At 61.5% G+C, this 18039-nt stretch carries 19 protein-coding genes and 1 pseudogene; 7 read left to right on the top strand and 13 right to left on the bottom strand.

Features of this window, described 5'->3' with window-relative positions:
• Window positions 1–118: 118 nt before the first annotated feature.
• From NKJ06_RS07170 to NKJ06_RS07115, 12 genes and pseudogenes are all read right to left on the bottom strand, one after another.
• Complete coding sequence (locus tag NKJ06_RS07170; protein ID WP_352632932.1) at window positions 119–385, bottom strand: oligopeptide/dipeptide ABC transporter ATP-binding protein; 267 nt, start codon at window positions 383–385, stop codon at window positions 119–121.
• A gap of 193 nt (window positions 386–578) precedes the next feature.
• Complete coding sequence (locus NKJ06_RS07165; RefSeq protein ID WP_352632933.1) at window positions 579–680, bottom strand: ATP-binding cassette domain-containing protein; 102 nt, start codon at window positions 678–680, stop codon at window positions 579–581.
• A 29-nt stretch (window positions 681–709) separates the two neighbouring features.
• Window positions 710–1063 (bottom strand): annotated as a pseudogene (locus tag NKJ06_RS07160) (ATP-binding cassette domain-containing protein); the annotation flags it as partial.
• Window positions 1064–1867: 804 nt separating this feature from the next.
• Window positions 1868–2851, bottom strand: coding sequence for an oligopeptide/dipeptide ABC transporter ATP-binding protein (locus tag NKJ06_RS07155; RefSeq protein ID WP_352809470.1), 984 nt, complete (start codon window positions 2849–2851; stop codon window positions 1868–1870).
• The gene (locus NKJ06_RS07150; protein WP_352632860.1) at window positions 2844–3857 is read right to left on the bottom strand and encodes an ABC transporter ATP-binding protein; all 1014 of its coding nucleotides are present in this window, start codon (window positions 3855–3857) and stop codon (window positions 2844–2846) included. The genes NKJ06_RS07155 and NKJ06_RS07150 overlap by 8 nt, the downstream gene beginning before the upstream one ends.
• Entirely contained in the window at window positions 3854–4765 is a 912-nt protein-coding gene (locus NKJ06_RS07145; RefSeq protein WP_352632861.1) for an ABC transporter permease, read from the bottom strand. The genes NKJ06_RS07150 and NKJ06_RS07145 overlap by 4 nt, the downstream gene beginning before the upstream one ends.
• A gap of 4 nt (window positions 4766–4769) precedes the next feature.
• On the bottom strand, window positions 4770–5711 hold the full coding sequence (locus tag NKJ06_RS07140; RefSeq protein WP_352632862.1) for an ABC transporter permease: 942 nt from the start codon (window positions 5709–5711) through the stop codon (window positions 4770–4772).
• A 28-nt stretch (window positions 5712–5739) separates the two neighbouring features.
• A complete protein-coding gene (locus NKJ06_RS07135; RefSeq protein ID WP_352632863.1) occupies window positions 5740–7302 on the bottom strand; it encodes an ABC transporter substrate-binding protein in 1563 nt (520 codons plus the stop codon).
• Window positions 7303–7462: 160 nt separating this feature from the next.
• Complete coding sequence (locus NKJ06_RS07130; RefSeq protein ID WP_352632864.1) at window positions 7463–7903, bottom strand: YqaA family protein; 441 nt, start codon at window positions 7901–7903, stop codon at window positions 7463–7465.
• A 9-nt stretch (window positions 7904–7912) separates the two neighbouring features.
• Window positions 7913–9235: an MFS transporter gene (locus NKJ06_RS07125; protein WP_352632865.1), complete on the bottom strand. Its 1323-nt coding sequence runs from the start codon at window positions 9233–9235 to the stop codon at window positions 7913–7915.
• A gap of 67 nt (window positions 9236–9302) precedes the next feature.
• Window positions 9303–10631, bottom strand: coding sequence for a cation diffusion facilitator family transporter (locus NKJ06_RS07120; RefSeq protein ID WP_352632934.1), 1329 nt, complete (start codon window positions 10629–10631; stop codon window positions 9303–9305).
• Window positions 10632–10639: 8 nt separating this feature from the next.
• A complete protein-coding gene (locus NKJ06_RS07115; RefSeq protein ID WP_352632866.1) occupies window positions 10640–10921 on the bottom strand; it encodes a metal-sensing transcriptional repressor in 282 nt (93 codons plus the stop codon).
• A gap of 104 nt (window positions 10922–11025) precedes the next feature.
• Between NKJ06_RS07115 and NKJ06_RS07110 the strand changes: the two genes are divergently transcribed.
• The 3 genes from NKJ06_RS07110 (at window position 11026) to NKJ06_RS07100 (ending at window position 12996) form a co-directional block, all read left to right on the top strand.
• On the top strand, window positions 11026–11409 hold the full coding sequence (locus NKJ06_RS07110) for a hypothetical protein (protein WP_352632867.1): 384 nt from the start codon (window positions 11026–11028) through the stop codon (window positions 11407–11409).
• 129 nt (window positions 11410–11538) lie between these two features.
• Window positions 11539–12195 carry a HupE/UreJ family protein gene (locus tag NKJ06_RS07105; protein WP_352632868.1) on the top strand — a complete coding sequence of 219 codons (657 nt, stop codon included), beginning with the start codon at window positions 11539–11541 and terminating at the stop codon, window positions 12193–12195.
• Between the two features lie 12 nt (window positions 12196–12207).
• Window positions 12208–12996: a hypothetical protein gene (locus NKJ06_RS07100; RefSeq protein WP_352632869.1), complete on the top strand. Its 789-nt coding sequence runs from the start codon at window positions 12208–12210 to the stop codon at window positions 12994–12996.
• 150 nt (window positions 12997–13146) lie between these two features.
• Here the strand turns inward: NKJ06_RS07100 and NKJ06_RS07095 are convergent, their stop codons facing one another.
• Entirely contained in the window at window positions 13147–14217 is a 1071-nt protein-coding gene (locus tag NKJ06_RS07095) for an NAD/NADP octopine/nopaline dehydrogenase family protein (RefSeq protein ID WP_352632870.1), read from the bottom strand.
• Window positions 14218–14539: 322 nt separating this feature from the next.
• Between NKJ06_RS07095 and NKJ06_RS07090 the strand changes: the two genes are divergently transcribed.
• From NKJ06_RS07090 to NKJ06_RS07075, 4 genes are read left to right on the top strand one after another with little or no spacing between them, the layout of a single operon-like run.
• Window positions 14540–15511: a LysR family transcriptional regulator gene (locus NKJ06_RS07090; RefSeq protein ID WP_352632871.1), complete on the top strand. Its 972-nt coding sequence runs from the start codon at window positions 14540–14542 to the stop codon at window positions 15509–15511.
• Window positions 15508–16977 carry an NAD(P)-binding domain-containing protein gene (locus tag NKJ06_RS07085; RefSeq protein ID WP_352809468.1) on the top strand — a complete coding sequence of 490 codons (1470 nt, stop codon included), beginning with the start codon at window positions 15508–15510 and terminating at the stop codon, window positions 16975–16977. The genes NKJ06_RS07090 and NKJ06_RS07085 overlap by 4 nt, the downstream gene beginning before the upstream one ends.
• Window positions 16974–17456 carry a CMD domain-containing protein gene (locus NKJ06_RS07080; protein ID WP_352632873.1) on the top strand — a complete coding sequence of 161 codons (483 nt, stop codon included), beginning with the start codon at window positions 16974–16976 and terminating at the stop codon, window positions 17454–17456. Before NKJ06_RS07085 ends, NKJ06_RS07080 begins: the two co-directional genes overlap by 4 nt.
• Entirely contained in the window at window positions 17453–18016 is a 564-nt protein-coding gene (locus NKJ06_RS07075; RefSeq protein ID WP_352632874.1) for a peroxidase-related enzyme, read from the top strand. The genes NKJ06_RS07080 and NKJ06_RS07075 overlap by 4 nt, the downstream gene beginning before the upstream one ends.
• Window positions 18017–18039: the final 23 nt, after the last annotated feature.

Genomic DNA, 18039 nt, shown 5'->3' with positions numbered 1-18039 from the left:
ACCCTCCGGTGAGTGCTGCAGCTTGGTAACTCCAGTCTCCTCGGTCCGGTCCGAATGGACAACCCTCTGAAAGCTCACACTTAGGCGCATTCAGAAAGCGATGGCTTGCATCTTTTGATCATGCAGCCGAGACGCGTTTCGCGAAGAGGTCTCCGGCGAACCAGCACGCCGCCTTGTACATTGAGCTTACTTCTTGCGACACGGGCTCAGCCTCCGCACAAGCTTCCACTGAAAGGGGACACCGCGTCCTGAAGAAACAGCCGGAGGGCGGATTCGTCGGACTTGGGATTTCGCCCGTGATCAACGGAGGGTTGCGCCGACGTTCGGTGGCAGGATCAGCATCGGGGACAGACGCGAGAAGTAGTTGGGTATAAGGATATCGGATTCCGGTAGACCTCTTCCGAGCTACCGCTTTCCACCACCTTGCCGAGGTACATCACGTAGACGTGGCTCGCTGCCTGCCGGACAAGCGCGATGAAGAGGCAGGACACGCCGAGCTTCCCTCTGAGGTCGAGGAATAGGTTCATGACCTGCGCCCGTATCGACAAGTCTAGCGCGCTGACCGGTTCGTCGCAGATCTAAGCCCGCGGCTCTACAGCCAGCGAGCGCGCTATCGCGATGCGTTGCCTCTGGCCGCCTGAGAGCTCACGGGTGAATCTGCCCCGGACCGTTGTCGCCAGACCGACCTGGGGAGTTCAGTGATCCTCGCCTCGCGTTCCGTCTGCGAACGCAAGCCTGCAATGATGAGGGCTTCGTTAATGGCTTCGCCCAAAGTCTGGCGATCATTCAGGGACGCATAGGGGTCCTGGAACCCGTACTGAACTGCCCGACGCGCTTCCCGCAGACGGCGACCACTCAAGGAGCCGAGGTCGACGCCATCAAAAACGACAGGTCCGGATTGGGGTTTTTCCAAGCCGACGATCGAACGACCGAGCGTGGACTTGCCGCAGCCAGACTCCCCCACCAAGCCGACGATCTCGCCTTGATTGAGGTGGATTGAGACGTCGTTTACCGCTTTGATCGTCTGGCCGCGCTTGGCGGTTGGAAAGCTGGTGAAGCACACTGGTCAAGTGGACGTGTGCGTGCTCCGGAGATCTGCCTCGCGCGAAGTACTTTACCTCGATAAATTCGTCAGGTGCCCGGCCTTAAGCCCAACGTTGCAGCCCGTTCACCGAGCCGTGGCGCTGTCCTAACAAACTCGAACCCGGATGACTGCCGGCGTTGCCTGCTCAGGAGGTATTTGCGGGAAAACTTTCCGCCTGGTGAAGCTTGCATGCGAACCGCTGTCCTGCATATGCTGTGTCAGACTGGAGGTGGGATATGCGCGCACCAGTTATTGTGGCTTTGGGATTGTCGGCATTGGTTGCCGCGAGTCCGGCCAAGGCTCACACGGACGGTCTAATCTATCGCGCGGACGTGGTGGCCTCGAAGTGCAATGACCCATCCGCTGAGTTTTGCGTCGGATTCCTGGCAGCGGTTTGGTCCCAACTCTACGCCACGGAGACCCATTGCGAACTGCCAGCGGTTAGCATGCGCGATTTGCCGGACATTTACCGCGTCTTTTTGTTGAAAAATCCCGACTTAGACGACGTTCCGGCTTCAATCGCGGTAACAAAATCGTTTGAGGCCCATACTGGGTGTCCAGGCTGGCGTCCGCGTTCAGATGGAGAATAGCTGGAGGCCAAAAAGGGCTCGAACTGGCCGAACGTGTGGCAGATCCAGCAGGGCTCGGATGGTCAGCCCGCGATTGGCCCGTAATGTTGCTACGCCTGAAACCGCCATTGCTGCTGTTTGTACCGAGTCGGCAGTCGCTTTAATGTTGAGATTGGACCTTTTGGACCCTTCATGGCTCGATAGGTCAGCTTCTTCAAATGACCGGGCGGCGGCCGCTATCAGCCAGGTGACAAGAGGCAACGCCGCCATGCGGCACGGATCGCAGCATCGGTTCCTCGACCCGGCAGACATCGATCGCCACCGGACAGCGCGTGTTGAACCGGCACCCCGGAGGTGGCGCGCTCGGACTTGGCGGATCGCCGGCGAGGATGATCCGGCGGCGCCCGGCTTCGATGCGAGGATCGGGAGAAGGAACAGCCGACAGCAGCGCCTGACTGTAAGGATGGGCCGGCTCACGAAACAGCGGCCGAGTCGCGCCGGCCTCCGCGATGCGGCCGAGATACATCACCGTCACGTCCGAGCAGACCTCGCGCACGAAAGCCAGCTCGTGCGCGACAATGACAATGGTCAGACCAAGCTGCTTCTGCAGCGACGTAAACAGGTTGACGATTTGCGCCCGGATCGAAACGTCGAGCGCGCTGAGGGGTTCGTCGCATACCAGTATGGATGGTTTGAGGGCGAGTGCGCGCGCAATCGAAACGCGCTGGCGCTGGCCGCCGGAGAGCGACCTTGGTAAACGGTCGAGCACCGTCGCAGGCAGCGCAACCAGGTCCAGAAGCTCGGCGATACGGCGGCGTCGCTCGGCTGACGAGCCGAGCCGGTGGATCTGCAACGGCTCCTCGAGTGTCTGATAGACGCTCTGGCGGCGGCTCATCGACCCCAACGGATCCTGGAAGACGAACTGGACTTCGCGGCTGAACGACTTCCTGTCTGATTTCTGCCATTCGGCGCGATCCCTTCCCCCAATCAGGACGGTGCCTTCGCTCTCCTTCTGCAAACCGACGATGGTGCGCGCCAGCGTAGTCTTGCCGCAGCCGGACTCGCCGACGATGCCGTGGAACGCGCCGCGCGCGACCGTCAGGTCTATGCCATCGACCGCCCGCACCGCGCCGGTGCCCGAACGGTTGGCGAAATGCACCTTCAATCCCGTGACCTCGATCGCCGCAGCATCAGACATGGGCAGCGATTCCCTCTCGTTTCAGAACGACGGGGCAAGCCACGCGGTGCGGGCTTGTGGACACAGATATCGTCTGCAGCGGCGGCCGGTGTTGCCGGCAACCGGCTTCGACCAGTTCGCAGCGCTCGGCAAACCGACAACCCGGTTCCAGCCTGATCTGGTTTGGCGGCAGGCCCGGTATCTCGCGGGTCGCCGCACGTTCGTCGGCACGAAAATCCGGCACCGATGCGAGCAGCCCGCGCGTATAGGGATGGACCGGCTGGGTCAGCACATCCATCGCCGTCCCCTCCTCTGCCACTTGCCCCGCGTATAGCACGATGACGCGGTCTGCGACGGAAGCAACCACGCCGATGTCGTGCGTGATCAGCACGACCGCGATGCCGTCCTCGCGCTGGATCTGGCGAATGAGCTCCAGAATCTGTGCCTGGACGGTGGCGTCCAGCGCCGTTGTCGGCTCGTCGGCAATCAGCACGCGCGGCCGGGCCGCAAGCGCCAGCGCGATCATCGCGCGCTGCAGCATGCCGCCCGACATTTCGTGCGGATAGCGGTTGTAGCGATCCTCAGGGTCCGGAATGCCGGAGCGTGCTAGAAGCGAAACCGCTTGCTTGCGCGCAGCCTCGCGCGACAGGCCCGCGAAACGGCGCGCCTGCCGGGCCAACTGCGGGCCGATTTTCAGCATCGGGTTCAGCGCGCTCATCGGATCCTGGAAAATCACGCCGAAATAGCGTCCGCGCAGATCCGACAATTGTCTGGAATCCATGGCGAGCAGCTCGCTTCCGTCGGCTTGCGCCGACCCCTTCATATCCACCGTCACGCCCTCGGGCAGCAGACCGAGCGGCCCGAGCGTCATGACGGTCTTTCCCGAACCGCTTTCGCCGACGACCGCGACCGTTTCTCCAGGACGGACGTTGAACGACACCCCGTCCACCGCCCGCACCGAGACGGTCGTGGCGTAGAGATCGATGACCAAATTTTCGATCGCATAGAGCGGCTGATTGTCACTCATGGTGAAGTCGTTCCGGTTTCGACGGCGTTGCGTTCCGTCTCTTCACGGGCGCGCGCCAGCTTTCTTTTACGCAGCGTTCTGCCGCGAACTGGCCGTGGCACCTTTTGCAGCGCGAAGGCTTCGCCAAGCAGATTGAAGCTGACGACGACAAGTGTCAGTGCGAGGCCGGGCAGCACGACAAGGCGTGGAACCTCCTCGATGTAGCTCATGCCGTCGACGAGCATCTGGCCCCACTCCGGCGTTGGCGGCGCGACGCCAAGTCCAAGAAAGCTGAGTGTAGCGATAGCCAGCACAAGAGCGCCGGCGTCGGCGCTTGCATAGACGACGACCAGTGCAAGTACATGCGGCAGGATATGGCGGACAAAGATCCAGAGATGGCCAGCGCCCATGACCCTGGCCGCCTCGATATAAGGCTGCTGCAGCTCGGCCGTGACGACGGCGCGGCTCATGCGGGCATAGTTCGCCCACCACGCCAAGGTGAGCGCCGTGATCATCGACCAATAGCCGGTGCCCAGAATGCCGATCAGCGCCAGCGCGATCACCAGGCTCGGAAGCGCCAGCGCAATATCGATGAGGCTGATCAGGACAAGCTCGACACGTCCCCCGACGTAGCCAGCAAAGGAGCCGATCGTCACGCCGATCGCCAGTGCGGCGACGAGCACGATGACCATGGCCACCAGGGAAATGCGCGCGCCACCGACGATGCGGCTCAAAACGTCACGGCCGAGATAGTCGGTGCCGAGCCAGTGGCTCCAGCTCACGCCCTCCAGTGTCGCCGAATAGTCCTGCGCGCTTGGATCGTAAGGCATGATTATCGGAGCGAAGATGCCGACCAGCACAAAGCCGATGACGGGGAGCAGCACCAGCCACGGCCAGTCCTTGATATCTCTGATTGCGGAAAAGTTCATCGTCTCATGCTCCCCGCGCCCGGCGCATTCGCGGATCCGCAACAATGCAGATCATGTCGACGATGAAATTGACCATGACGAAGAAGACGACAAACAGCAGCAGCACCGACTGCATGCCGATGAAGTCGCGGAAGCGTATCGCCTCGATGAAAAAGGCACCGACGCCGCGCAATGCAAACACCGTCTCGACGACGATCGATCCGATGATCATCAGCGTGAATTGCGCCCCGAATGTCGTCAGGAACGGAATGGCGATGTTGGGTAGCGCCTCGCGCAATAGCACCTGCGTTCTGGTATAGCCTTTTGCGAAGCCAGTGGTCGCAAACGGCCGCGACATCGCTTCCTGGAGGTTGACCCGAACGACACGGCTGAGAACGGAGGCTGGGAACAGCGCGATCGTCACCCATGGCAAAAGCCATGAGGTGAAGCCGCTCGTGCCGAAGGTGGGCACCCAGCCGAGCATGACCGAAAACACGATCACCAGCAGCGCCGCCACGAAGAAGTTGGGGGTCGATGCGCCGATCAGCGAAAATGCGTGCAGAAATCTGTCCATGAAGCCGCCATTGCTGACGGCCCCGGCAATGCCAAGCGTGATCGAGAAAATGAAGGCGAGAACGCCGCCGCCGGCAAGCAGAGCCGCCGTCATCGGGATGCGGGCGGCAAACTCCCGAGAAATCGGCTTTCCCGTTCGCAGCGATATGCCGAAATCGCCGGCCAGCGCGCTGGCCAGCCAGCGTCCATAGCGGATCGGCAGCGGGTCGTGAAGGCCAAGCTCGTTGCCGATCTTGGTGATCATTTCGGCGCTCGCGCCAGGGCCTGCCGCACGCTCGGCAATCAGTGCCGCAACATTGCCCGGAGCCGCCGCAACCAGGGCGAATGTCAGCGCGGATGCCGCCAGGATCAAAAGGCAGGCAAGCAGCATCCGTCGCAGGATCGTGCGTTTCATCGTCAGGCCTCGCTTAGGCTCGAAGTCTTCAGGCCTTCAGCGTAATCGCCTTGAACGGCAGATCATAGTCGGTCGCCGGGAGCGAGAAATTCTCCGCGCGCGGATTGTGGGCCCACAGTCGCTGGCTGACGACGAGAGGACAGATGGCGGTGTTGTCGTGGAGCCAGTCGTAGAGGGCCTGCATCTTCAGGTCGCGTTCGGCGCCGCTCGCCTCGAGCGCAGCCTTGACGACGCCGTCGAGCGCGTCGGAGACGTAGATCTTGCCGTCAGGGCCGCTGTCGGCGGTCGAGACGAAGGCGTTGCCGAGCGTGCCGTGCGGATCGTAGGGCGCTCCATAGGTGGTGAAGAAGGCCAGGTCGTAGTCGAAGGCCGGACGCCGTTCATGCATGGTGGCATTGTCCACCGAGGACACCTGGACCTGGAAACCGACCTCGGACAACTGACCCTGGATCATTTCGGCGATGCGCCGCGACCCTGGCAGGGATTCTTCGGAAACCAGAAAGTCGATGGCCAGCGGAGAGCCAGCCTTGGTCCAGGCGCCACCGCTGTCGACCCAGCCGCCATCGGCGAGGATCTTCTTGGCCGCCGCCACGTCGCGCACCGGCACGTCATGCCGCTTGCCCGACGAAGGCACGTTCGCCGGGAACAGATCGGCGGCCGGGTCGGCAAAGCCCTCGAACAGCACCTTGGCGATCGCCGCCCGGTCGACCGATGCATAGACGGCGTCGCGGACGGCCTTGTCGGCAATGATCTTCGACTTCGGCGAATAGCCGAGCAGCATCGTCGCCGTGCCCGGCTCGGCCACGACCTTCATGCCGTCGCTTTCGAGCGCGCGAGCGCGGCGCGGCGACAGCGTCGCGACCCAGTCGCCACCGATGACATCGAGGTCGCCTGAACGCAGGCCGTTGGCGCGGGCGAGTTCATCGGGAACCACCTTCAATTCCATGCGGCTGAAGAGCGGCTTCTCACCCCAGTATTTGTCGTTGCGAACGAGGCTGGTGCCGCTCGAATCGTATTTTTCGACGATCCACGGACCGGTCCCGATCGGCGCAGTCTGTTTGCCATCCTTGTCGACTGCCTTGGGCGACAGGAAACGGACAGGCCGCACGATTGTGAGTTCGAGGAGTGCCGCCGGCACCGGCCGCTTCAGCTTGACCGTCAGCTTGTTCGGTCCGTCCGTGACGATGCTGTCGAACGCGTCGGAGATGCCGATCCAGGAGAAGTCGCTCACCCCCATCCAGCGCTTGAGGTTCCATTCGGCCGCGGTGGAATCGAAGGGCGTGCCGTCGCTGAAGGTCACGCCTTCACGCAGATCGAAGGCTATCGAAAGCTGATCGTCGGCAATGGTCCATTTGGTGGCAAGTCCCGGCTCCAGCGCGCCATTCTGGCCATAATGGATCAGCGCATCGAAGACGATGGTGTAGGTGCTCAGCGTCGAAACGTTCTGCAGCAAATCGAGATCGCCGGTCTCTGCGGCGATGGCAATCTTCAGCGTGTCGTTGGTTTCGGAAAAGGCGGCGCGTGGCAGCGCGGCGGCGAAGGCAAGGCCAGCGGTGGAAACAAGGAAATTGCGGCGGTCGAGAGTGATCATGTCAGTTCCCCATTTTTTGATTGGTGTGATTATACACATGCATTCCCATTTGTATAGACATATGCGGCGCAAATCCAAGTTGGCGCGCAGCGCTGCGTTTGGCAAAGGAAATGCGCCCTCTCGCGTAATGTCGCCATGCCGGCGCGGGTCTCGACAAGGGCTAAATCCAGCTCAGCGTCATCGCCGCCAGCGCGAGGTAGCGGCCGACCTTCGCGATCGTGACGATCGCAAGGAAGCTCCAGAATGGCTCTCGCAGCGCTCCCGCCACAACCGTCAGCGGATCGCCAACGAATGGCAACCAGCTCAACAGCAGCGACCATCGTCCATAGCGCTGATACCATCGCGTCGCGCGCGTCAGCGCGGAGGGCTTCACCGGGAACCATTTGCGGTCGCGAAAGCGATCGACGCCCCGGCCGAGCCACCAGTTCACGATCGAGCCGAGCACATTGCCGGCGCTTGCGGAGGCGATGAGCGGAGTCGGGGCATAGCTTTCTGTCAGAAGCAGTCCCGCAAGGGCTGCTTCCGATTGCATCGGCAGGATGGTCGCCGCCGCGAACGCGGTCAGAAATAGACCGCCATAGATGGCGAGCTCGCCAAGCATGTTGAGTTCTCAGCTTGTCTTGGGCCATTTCGGGTGCCGATCATCGACGACGTAGCCATGCGAATGCTCATACCCCGCTTCCGACCATGCTGCGTCGCCGATGTGCCGGTCGTCCTCAGGCAGATCGACATGCGTATGCACAAGCACGTCGGGATCATGTTTCGGCCAAAGCCAGATCGCGGCAAGCAGAGCAGCGGCGCCTATGACGCCGAGCAGAATGAATGTGAAAGGCAATCCCATCGCCGCACCGACGCGGCCGGCAATGGGATACGTGATCAACCAGCAGGCATGCGAAAGCGCGAATTGGGCAGCAAACAGAGCGGGCCGGTCGACGGCATCGGCGGAACGCCTGATCAATCGGCCCGAAGGCGTCTGCGCCAGCGAATAGCCGAGCCCGAGCACGAACCAGAGCGCCAGCAGCAGATAGTAGCTGCCGGCGAGAGGTCCCACCAGCACGCCCACGACCAGGATCGCGGCGCCCGAGAGCATCGCAACCCGGTCCGGGACGTTCTCCAGCAGCCGCGGCAGGGCAAGAGCTGCAATCATCGATCCGCCGCCGAACGCTGCGAGCGCCAGCGCCGTGTCACTTTGCGAAAGGCCGAACTGTGCCTGAACCAGGACGACCGTGTTGACGATCACCATCGCGCTTGCCGCCGCGACGGCAACGTTAAGGGCCAGCAGCCCGCGCAATCGCGGCGTCGCCAGATAGATGCGCAATCCGCGCGTGGTACGATCGTAAACGCCGCGCGGCTGCGACGGTTTAGGGCTCGGCAGGACCACCGACACCACCAGCGCCGCCGAGGCGAGAAAGCCGATAACCGTACCGGCGAACAGGCTATGGAAGCTGATGACGGAAAGCAGCGCCGCGGCCAGCATGGGACTGACGACGCTTTCCAAGTCGTAGGCCAGTCGCGACAGCGACAGGGCTCGCGTGTAGTCCTTCTCCTCGGGCAGCACGTCAGGAATAGAGGCCTGGAAGGCCGGAGTGAAGCCTGCCGACGCCGACTGCAGGACGAAGATGAGAAGATATACCTGCCAGACTTCGGTGACAAAGGGCAGGAACACCGCGACTGCAGCCCGGATGAGGTCGAGCGAAACCAGCATGGTGCGGCGTGGCAGGCGCTCTGCGAACGCAGCGGCGACAGGCGCCACGCCGACATAGGCGATCATCTTGATGGCGAGCGCCGTGCCGAGCACCGCGCCGGCATCGGCGCCGGCAAGATCATAGGCCAGCAGCCCGAGCGCCACGGTGGCAAGGCCAGTGCCGATCAGGGCGATGACCTGGGCCAGGAAGAGATGACGGTAAGTGCGATTGGCCAGGACCTGAAGCATATTTTGCCTTCTTGCAGCGGATTGGGGGTTCGTCGAGCCAGGAATGTAGCGCGACAGCCCGCCTGTCTCAGTGGTGGTGGCCTTCCGGCTCGACCATCTTGAATGGCAGCACCTGCTCGCGACCATTCGCGGCCAGGATCAACCTCGCCTGGAACTCATGCGGCTCAGCAGGGGCGACGGTGCTTTCAAGCCGATGATGGTTGTCTGCAACGGGATCGAGGCGAAGCGTCTCTGGCCCTTCGGGTCGATCGATAATCACCGTCGCCGCCAAGTCATCGGCGTGACGATCGATAGTCAGCCGCATCCGCTCGCCGGCCGGTGTATCGACGATTTCCAATGTCCCTTCAGCCAGATCGCAGACTACCTTGAAGGGCTCTGGCGCATGATGGTGAGCATGAGAGATTTCCGCGGCCGGCCCGGCCGAGCTCATCAGGCGGACATTGGCTTCCGCCAACGCCGGCAAGTGGGCGAACAGCTCCTCCTTGAGGGCTTCGGTTACGCCCAGCACGTCCTTGGCCGTCGCCATCTCCGGAACACTGATGGCGACATCGGCATGCAGGCGATGTCCGATCCAGCGTGCCTGCACGCTATGGACATGCTCGATGCCGGATACGTGCTCGGCGGCATGATGGATTTCATCGACGATGGCGGGCTCGACTCCGTCGAGCATGCGGGTCAACACGGCTTTCGACGACTGCCAGACGATGGCGAAGATCGCCAGCGTGATCAACAGTCCGACGATCGGATCGGCAAGCGGAAAGCCCAGCCATACGCCAATGGCGCCCAGGACAACCGCCAGGCTGGTAAAGCCATCGGTGCGGGCATGGTAGCCGTCCGCGATCAGCGCCGCGCTGTTGATCTCGCGGCCGACGCGGATACGGAACACGGCGACGGCTTCGTTGCCGATGAAACCGATCAGGCCGGCGATGGCGACCCAGCCAAGAAATGTGATGGGCTTCGGATTGATCAGGCGATCGATCGCCTCATAGCCGGCGACGATGGCACTGAAGAGGATGATGAGAACGATGACGATCCCAGCCAGATCCTCGACCCGGCCCAGCCCGTAGGTGAACGTCTTGCTCGGTTTGCGGCGGGCCAGCACGAACGCGATCCACAGCGGAATGGCAGTGGCCGCGTCGCCGACATTGTGGATCGTATCGGCCAGCAGCGCCACGCTGCCGGAGAGGAACACAACCACAAGCTGGAGCGCTGCCGTGATGGCCAGAACGACGAATGACCATTTGATCGCCCAGATGCCGCGCGTCGTCGTGGCGATCGCCGGATCTATGACACCGTGTGTGTGGCCATGGCCACCATCACCGTGATCATGCCCGTGGCTGCCCATGCCATGCGTCATTGGGCCAAACCCAAACCAGTCGCGAACTTTGTCCATAATGACGCTTCTCACAGGTACTTGGTGATATCTTTGAACTCGTCGATCGAGCGGCGCTGCTCGCGCGCCAGCGGCCCGACGACGTCTTCAAGGCAATGGTTGAGATGATCCTGGATCAGGGTCTTCTTGGCCTGCGAAATGGCCTTCTCGACAGCATGAAGCTGCTGGGCGAGGTCGAGGCAGGACCGGCCCGCCTCGATCATTTCGATGACGCCCTTGAGATGTCCATCGGCCCGTTTCAAGCGCTTGACGATATCGGGATGCGTTTCGTGGATGTGGGGCTGGTCGCTCATAGCTTGATACTATCCTCCTGGAGGGGATAGGCAAGCCTCAAAGAGGCCTCGATTCTAATCTAGCAAAAACCATTCGTTAAGGTTTTAGAGAATAATCGCCGTTCATGCCGAATCGGATCCACAGCACGGTTTTTTGCCTGGTCATCGCTTTAGCGATGATTTTCGGCATGCTCCGTCCTTTCGGCTATTCGACCTCACACGATCCGATCGCGATTGCCACCGCGGTTGAACGTCAAGGCGGAGCCGCCGCGCAGATCGAAGATCATGGCCACGCATATGATGATGGCGTTTCCGGCGAGCAGAGCTCTGACCATTTTCACGGGCACAATGCGGCAGACCACTCGCACGAGACAGCGAGTACGCCCGCCGACTTCGCACCGACCGTTCCACAGCTCGAACGGGGCTGGCTGAACTATCCGCCGACTTTCGTCGATCCGGGCACGACATTCCGGCTCGAGCGACCGCCGAGACCGTTCCTCGCCGCATGATCGCGGCCGCTCACGCGGCTACCCTCAACGACGAAGATTGGAAATCTTATGCAAGGACCCTTCGACCGGGGTCGGTCACGCTCGCGCCGCGCGCGTTGGCGACCCACCCTGCCCCTGCTTATCGCTCTCATGACCCTGCCGCTCCTGGGCGGGGCTGCCTTCGCCCACGCCGTGGCCGAGGGCGACAAGGGCTATATCCAGGAAATCTCGGGCATCAACGTGCTGCCCTTCATCTATCTCGGCGCCAAGCACATGGTGACCGGATACGACCACATCCTGTTCCTTTTCGGCGTGATCTTCTTCCTCTATCGGATGAAGCATATCGGCATCTATGTCAGCCTGTTTGCGCTCGGTCATTCGACGACGATGCTGCTCGGCGTCTATTTCAACGTCGGCATCAACAGCTACATCATCGACGCCATCATCGGCCTGTCCGTGGTCTACAAGGCGCTCGACAATATGGGCGCTTTCCAGAGATGGCTCGGCTTCCAGCCGAACACCAAGGTCGCGACGCTGGTTTTCGGATTCTTCCACGGTTTCGGCCTGTCGACGAAGATCATCGAATACAACATCTCTCCTGACGGCCTTGTGCCCAATCTGCTGGCCTTCAATGTCGGTGTCGAGGTCGGCCAACTCATGGCCCTTGGCGCTATCCTGATCGTCATGGGCTACTGGCGCCGGACACGCGGCTTCTGGCGCCACGCCTATACCGCAAACGTCATCATGATGACGGCCGGTTTCCTGCTGATCGGATATCAGCTCACCGGCCTGTTTGTCGCAGCATAAGGAATCGAAATCATGTACAACACCGACCTTCCCAGCCGCACCGATTTGCCGACGTCAGCGCAGCTGAAGCGCTCCACCTTCATTGCCGCGCTGACGGCGCTTGCCTTGCTCGTCACGGTCGTCATGCCGTCCGAGTATGCGATCGACCCGACCGGAGCAGGCAGATTGCTCGGCCTCACCAATATGGGTGAAATCAAGACACAGTTGGCAGCCGAGGCGGCAGAGGACGAAATGGCCAGCGCGAAGGCTTCGGCCGAGCGGATGACGCAAATGGTGCCTCCGGCCGAGTTGATGGCGCGCATGGACCGAATTGAAAACCTCCTCGTTGCCCTTACCGCCGAACAGCCCGCGTCGCAGCCATCCCCAACTGGGGAGGCCGTTGCCCAAGATAATGTGACGGTTGGAGAGATTGCTCCTGCCGAGGCTCCGGCCATTGCTGCAGCGCCTGTCGCCGAAGCAACCTCGGAAGCCCCGATCCGCCCAGATGGAAGGCAAGACGAGCTATCCTTCACGTTGGCGCCAGGCCAAGGTGCCGAAGTCAAGCTCGTGATGCGGCAGGGCGCCAAGGCAAACTTTTCCTGGACAGCTGACGGTGGCGTGGTGAACTTCGAGACGCACGGCGATGGCGGCGGTCAGTCCGTCAGCTACGAAAAAGGTCGCAGCGTTCCCGCTGACGAAGGTGCCATTGAAGCCGCCTTCGACGGAAATCACGGTTGGTTCTGGCGGAATCGCGGTGACAGAGAAGTAACGCTGACGATCACGACAGAAGGGAACTACATCGACATCAAGCGCGTGATCTAGCCCCTGCGCGCCCCCGATATAAGAACGGAAGCCGATCCGTCGGCTTCCGCAACAACTTGCAGCGGATTGATCAGAGATGAGGGCGGTTTGATTGACGCGCCTCGGGAAGTGTCGCTGACAGCCGATTGCCTGCTCACGTGTGAAGAGTCGCTAAAAACCCTTACGGCAAAGGTTCTCCAGATCCACTTTTCCTATTCCTTCGATGCCGAGCGCAGGAAGGATATCATTGTCTGCCTTAAGATCGCGACCATAGGCTGCAGAGAATATCGAAATTCCAGCCTCATGGAGGATCGCTGGGTTTCCGCTGATCTTCCCCAAGAGTACCGTCGGCAGCAGCCCGAAAGGAACGTCCTCCAGAACATAGCGGCTTTCGATAGTTGACGGGCCCAAGCCGCCGCGGCCTTGGCGATCCATCTCCTGGTTCATTTCCGAAACGGTACCCATAGGGACGTGAAACGACAATGAAAAATGCTCTTCAACTGTGCGCACGGCAATTCCAAAACGGGCGGCGATCGCCAATCGTTCCGCGTCCAGAGCCTCGATAACGCGGCCGACAGCCGGCGTGACATTTCCGGCCTGGCTCCACTGCTCTCCCTTCTCCATGCGTGTGAGATTAAGAAGGGCGATCCCGAGATGGTTCTGCGGATTGAGGTTGCTGAGCGCGATAGCAAGCATGCCGTCGCGCTTGACGAAACGATCGCCGAACAGGGTCGTGCAAAGTCGGAACCCTTGGTCCATCGCGTCGAACGGGAGCGTCGCAACATCGACCTTCTGGCGAACACTGGCAACGTGGACTTCTGTTGGTCCAGACTGACGGCCGGTCACCAACGTTGTGCCCCAGACGACGATCGGCAGGCGAACCTTGAGTTCCGCCAATTGCCTGGAGAGATACAGCGCTCCGAAGGAACTGTGAGAGCTGATGATTACCGGCATTCCCTCCCTCAGATAAGGAGCGGCAGCATCCATCACTTTCTTGTGCCCATTAGCCGGCAGCGCGATCATCACAACGTCTGCAGTGGCAACAGCCTCTTTACAATCCTTGGCGATACGCACCGACACCGTTGCCTCGATAGCGCCCGTGGCCGTTAGCGATTCGCCGGTGGCCAGTGCCTTGGTGCGCTCTCCCGACGGCGACCAAAGCATTGGATCGTGCCCCGCCTCCGCCAGGCAGGCAGCAAGGCCGTAAGCAATTGCGCCGGCCCCCAGAATACTCACCCGCATAGGAGTTCTCCTGTTTCATTCGTTATGGATCGCAGCGCGGCGAACGCCATTGCATGCACGGCCGGCAGGCAGGCACAACTCGATCGAAGCCTGTGGCTTCCTTGAGCCTGGCTACCCATGAAAATCGTCATCCATGGGGTTCAGCTGGAACGCGTTCGGGCCACATGGCCGAGACGGCCGACGACGCTCTGTGGGCTTGCGTATCATTCCGATCGTACGGCGAATCACCCACGCCTCTCCGGCCATATTTCATTTCCGCCTTGACATATATCAAATCTGCATGAGACGATCGTACTCATACATAAAACGCATGTAGGCGTAAATGGAAACTCGAGACCTCCAGGCATTCCTTGCTGTTGCTGCCAGCGGTAGCATCACCAAGGCGGCTGACGTGCTCGGGCGCTCCCAGCCTTCGGTGACCCGCACCATCCAGGACCTCGAGGCGGAACTCGGCTTCGAATTGCTGCACCGTGTCGGTCGACGCGTGCAGTTGTCGGAAGAGGGCGTGGCTTTCGAGGAGGAGGCGCGGCGCTTGCTGATGTCCTTCACCGAGCTTGCCGCGCGGGCCAAGATGATTGCCGCCGGCAGAGGGCGGATCCTGCAGATTGTCACCACCTCGGCAATCGGAACCGGCTTGATCCCGACGGCCATGGCCGAGCTCAACGGTGTCGAACTTCCGCACGAGACGCATCTCGGGCAGTTTCTTCCGTCGATCGTTGCCCAGGAAGTGCGCAGCGGTCGTGCCGAGATCGGGTTTTCAAGCTTGCCGCTCGACACGCCCGGCCTGGATGTCCTGAGGCTCTATTCGGCGCCTGATGTTGCGGCCGTGCGGAAAGACGATCCGCTGGCTGAACTCGACGTCATACCGCTTTCCGCCTTTGCCGGTCGCCGCGTCGCCACACTGCTCAACCCCCTGCGTTTCCAGTTGCATGTCTCCAAGGCACTGGCGGCCAGGGGCATCGACACCGGCCCAGTGATCCGGACCAATACCGCATACGGCGCGTTACAGATCGTGCGCCAGACTGGTGCGGCGGCGGTCATAGATCCCCTCACCGCTTATGGCGTCGCCCTGCCTGATGTCGTCATCCGCCCGATCGACGTGACCGTTCTTTTCTATTGGGGCGTTGTGGCTGCCGAGAAACGCCCCCTTCGTCCAGTCGCGCAGGCGTTGATGGATGCGGTCGAGGCGGTGGCTGAACGGTCGATCGTCGGCTTCAAGAAACTAGATCCGACCCTCGCTGGCCAATTGGTGAGCGATCCTGCATCCGGCACAAATCACGGAACAGGAATATGAAGCATACCCCCGCCGCGCCAACGCCGACAGGTCTTGCTGCGCTCGAAGCACAGCTCGCGCAAGATCTCGACTTTCTCGAACTGCCCGCCAAGCCATGGGTTCCCGCGCGTTCGCACGATGGCGTGCCGGTCCGTGATGTCGTGGTGATCGGCGCCGGCATGTGCGGACTTGCTGCCACGGCAAAGCTGGTGCTGACCGGGATAACCAATGTCGTCGCCTATGACGCGGCTCCGGCAGGGCTCGAAGGGCCGTGGGTAACGTTTGCCCGCATGCAAACGCTCCGGTCGCCGAAGACCCTGCACGGTCCGTCGCTCGGCCTTCCGCAATTGACGTTCCGCGCCTGGTTCACGGCGCAATGGGGCGTTGAGGCCTGGCGGTCGCTGGACAAAATCCCCAAGGGCCAGTGGATGGATTACCTGGTCTGGTACCGCAAGGTTCTTGCTCTGCCAGTGCGCAACAGCGTGCGCATGACCGCCGTCGCACCGGTTGGTGATCTGATTGCGATCGATATCGAGGGCGCGGAATCCGGCCGGGTGCTCAGCCGTCATCTCGTTCTGGCCACCGGTCGCTCCGGTCTGGGCGGTTTTGCCGTACCCGATTTCCTCAACGGAATCGATCGCGCCTATTGGGCCCATTCTGCCGACGACATCGATTTCGATGCGCTGAAAGGCAAGCGTGTGGCAGTTATTGGCGCCGGTGCCTCTTCCATGGACAATGCTGCGACCGCACTTGAGGCGGGCGCCGGCTCTGTCGACATGTTGATCCGGCGCAAGGAGATGCCGCGCATCAACAAGCTGACCGGCATCGGCAGCCCGGGTGTTGTACTCGGCATGCATGAATTGCCCGATGCCTGGAAGTGGAAGTTCTTCGACTACACCGCCTCCACCCAGACGCCGCCGCCGCGTTCATCGACGCTTCGCGTGTCTCGCCACGCGAATGCTCGGTTCTTTCTCGACTGCGGCATCGTTGCGGTAAGGGAAGATCCGGGAGGCCTGCTGATCGAAACCACACAAGGGCCGATGCGCTACGATTTCCTGATCGCGGCAACCGGCTTCTCAAATGACTTCAATGGCCGCCCGGAATTCGCGGCGATCGCCCCACATATCCGCATCTGGTCGGATGGCCGATATACGCCGGATATGGGGCCGGCTCGTGCAGGCATGTCGGATGCGCCGGATCTCGGTCCCGCCTTCGAGTTTCGTGAACGCATTCCCGGTTCCCGCCCGATGCTGGCACATATCCACTGCTTCAACGACGCGGCCATGCTGACGCACGGCAAGGTCTCCGGCGACATCCCGGCCGTCAGCGCCGGTGCCGACCGTCTTGTGCGCGGCATCGCATCTTCACTTTTTGCCGAGGATGTCGAAGCCCACTTCACCAATCTGATCGCCTACGACACGCCCGAACTTCTGGGCGACGAGTGGGTCGATTCAACACCCTTGCTGCAGAAGGAGGCCGCGTTGTGATCGACGCGATGGACAAGGCTGCCGGCCTTTCACCAGATGATCCCCTTTTCGCCGCACGGCGATTTCGGCCCGAATTCGTGCGAGGGGCAGAAGAATGTCGCCTCTCGGTGCTGCACCCGGCAACTGATCAGGGGCTGGCGCCGAATTTGCGTATTGCTCTTGCCCGTCGCATGGCGGCCCTGAACGCCGATCCGGTCTTGGTGGCCGAATATGATGTGCAATTGGCTCAGCTTGGTCCGACTGAGCAGCTTCTGGCCTTGGCCCAGGGGGAAACGGATTTGAATGAACCCCTGGCGACCATCGTTCGTCACGTTGACCTGGTCACCCTGACGCCGAAAAAGGCGGAAGCGAGCCATATCGCTCTCCTGGAGAAGGCTGGATTGAACAATCCTCAGATCGTCGCGCTCTCCGAGCTGATCGCTTTTGTCAACTTCCAGACACGGGTGGCGACCGGCTTGCGCCTGATGAGGTCGACATGATTTCCTCGGTGCGTCTGAAGCCATTGAATTGGCATCCGTACATCGTGCCGGTCGAGCTATCCGAGGCCACGCCGGAACAGCTTGAAGCGATGAAGGTCACGCCATCGGCCAAGAAAGTTTCGGAATATGTGCGCACCCTTGCGCATGACCCAGAGAGCTATCTTGCCCGCACGGTTCTGTTCAACGCAATCATGTACGTCGAAGGCGGGCTTGCCCGTCCTGACCGCGAACTCGGTGCATTGGGTGCCTCGATCGTCAATGGCTGCAAATTCTGTGCCGTCGTTCACGCCCGCAGGCATGCAGAGCTGACCAAGAGCGACGAAGTGGTCACCGCGCTGTATCTCGACAAACCTGAGGCGCTCGGCCCACGCGATGCGGCTATCTACAGCTTTGCCCGCCGCCTGTCGGCGGCACCGTCGGAAGCGACGGCAGACGATATCGCCGCGCTTCGATCAGTCGGCATAGATGACCGCGAGATCATCGACCTGATCCACGCCATATCGATCTTCGGCTGGGCAAACCGGCTGATGCACGTTCTCGGCCATGCGGAGAGCGGGTGATGATGTCGCATGCGGTCAAAGGC

This window comes from Mesorhizobium sp. M0293, assembly GCF_040321735.1.
GTDB lineage: Bacteria > Pseudomonadota > Alphaproteobacteria > Rhizobiales > Rhizobiaceae > Mesorhizobium.
This window is presented reverse-complemented; position numbering and strand designations above follow the sequence as displayed.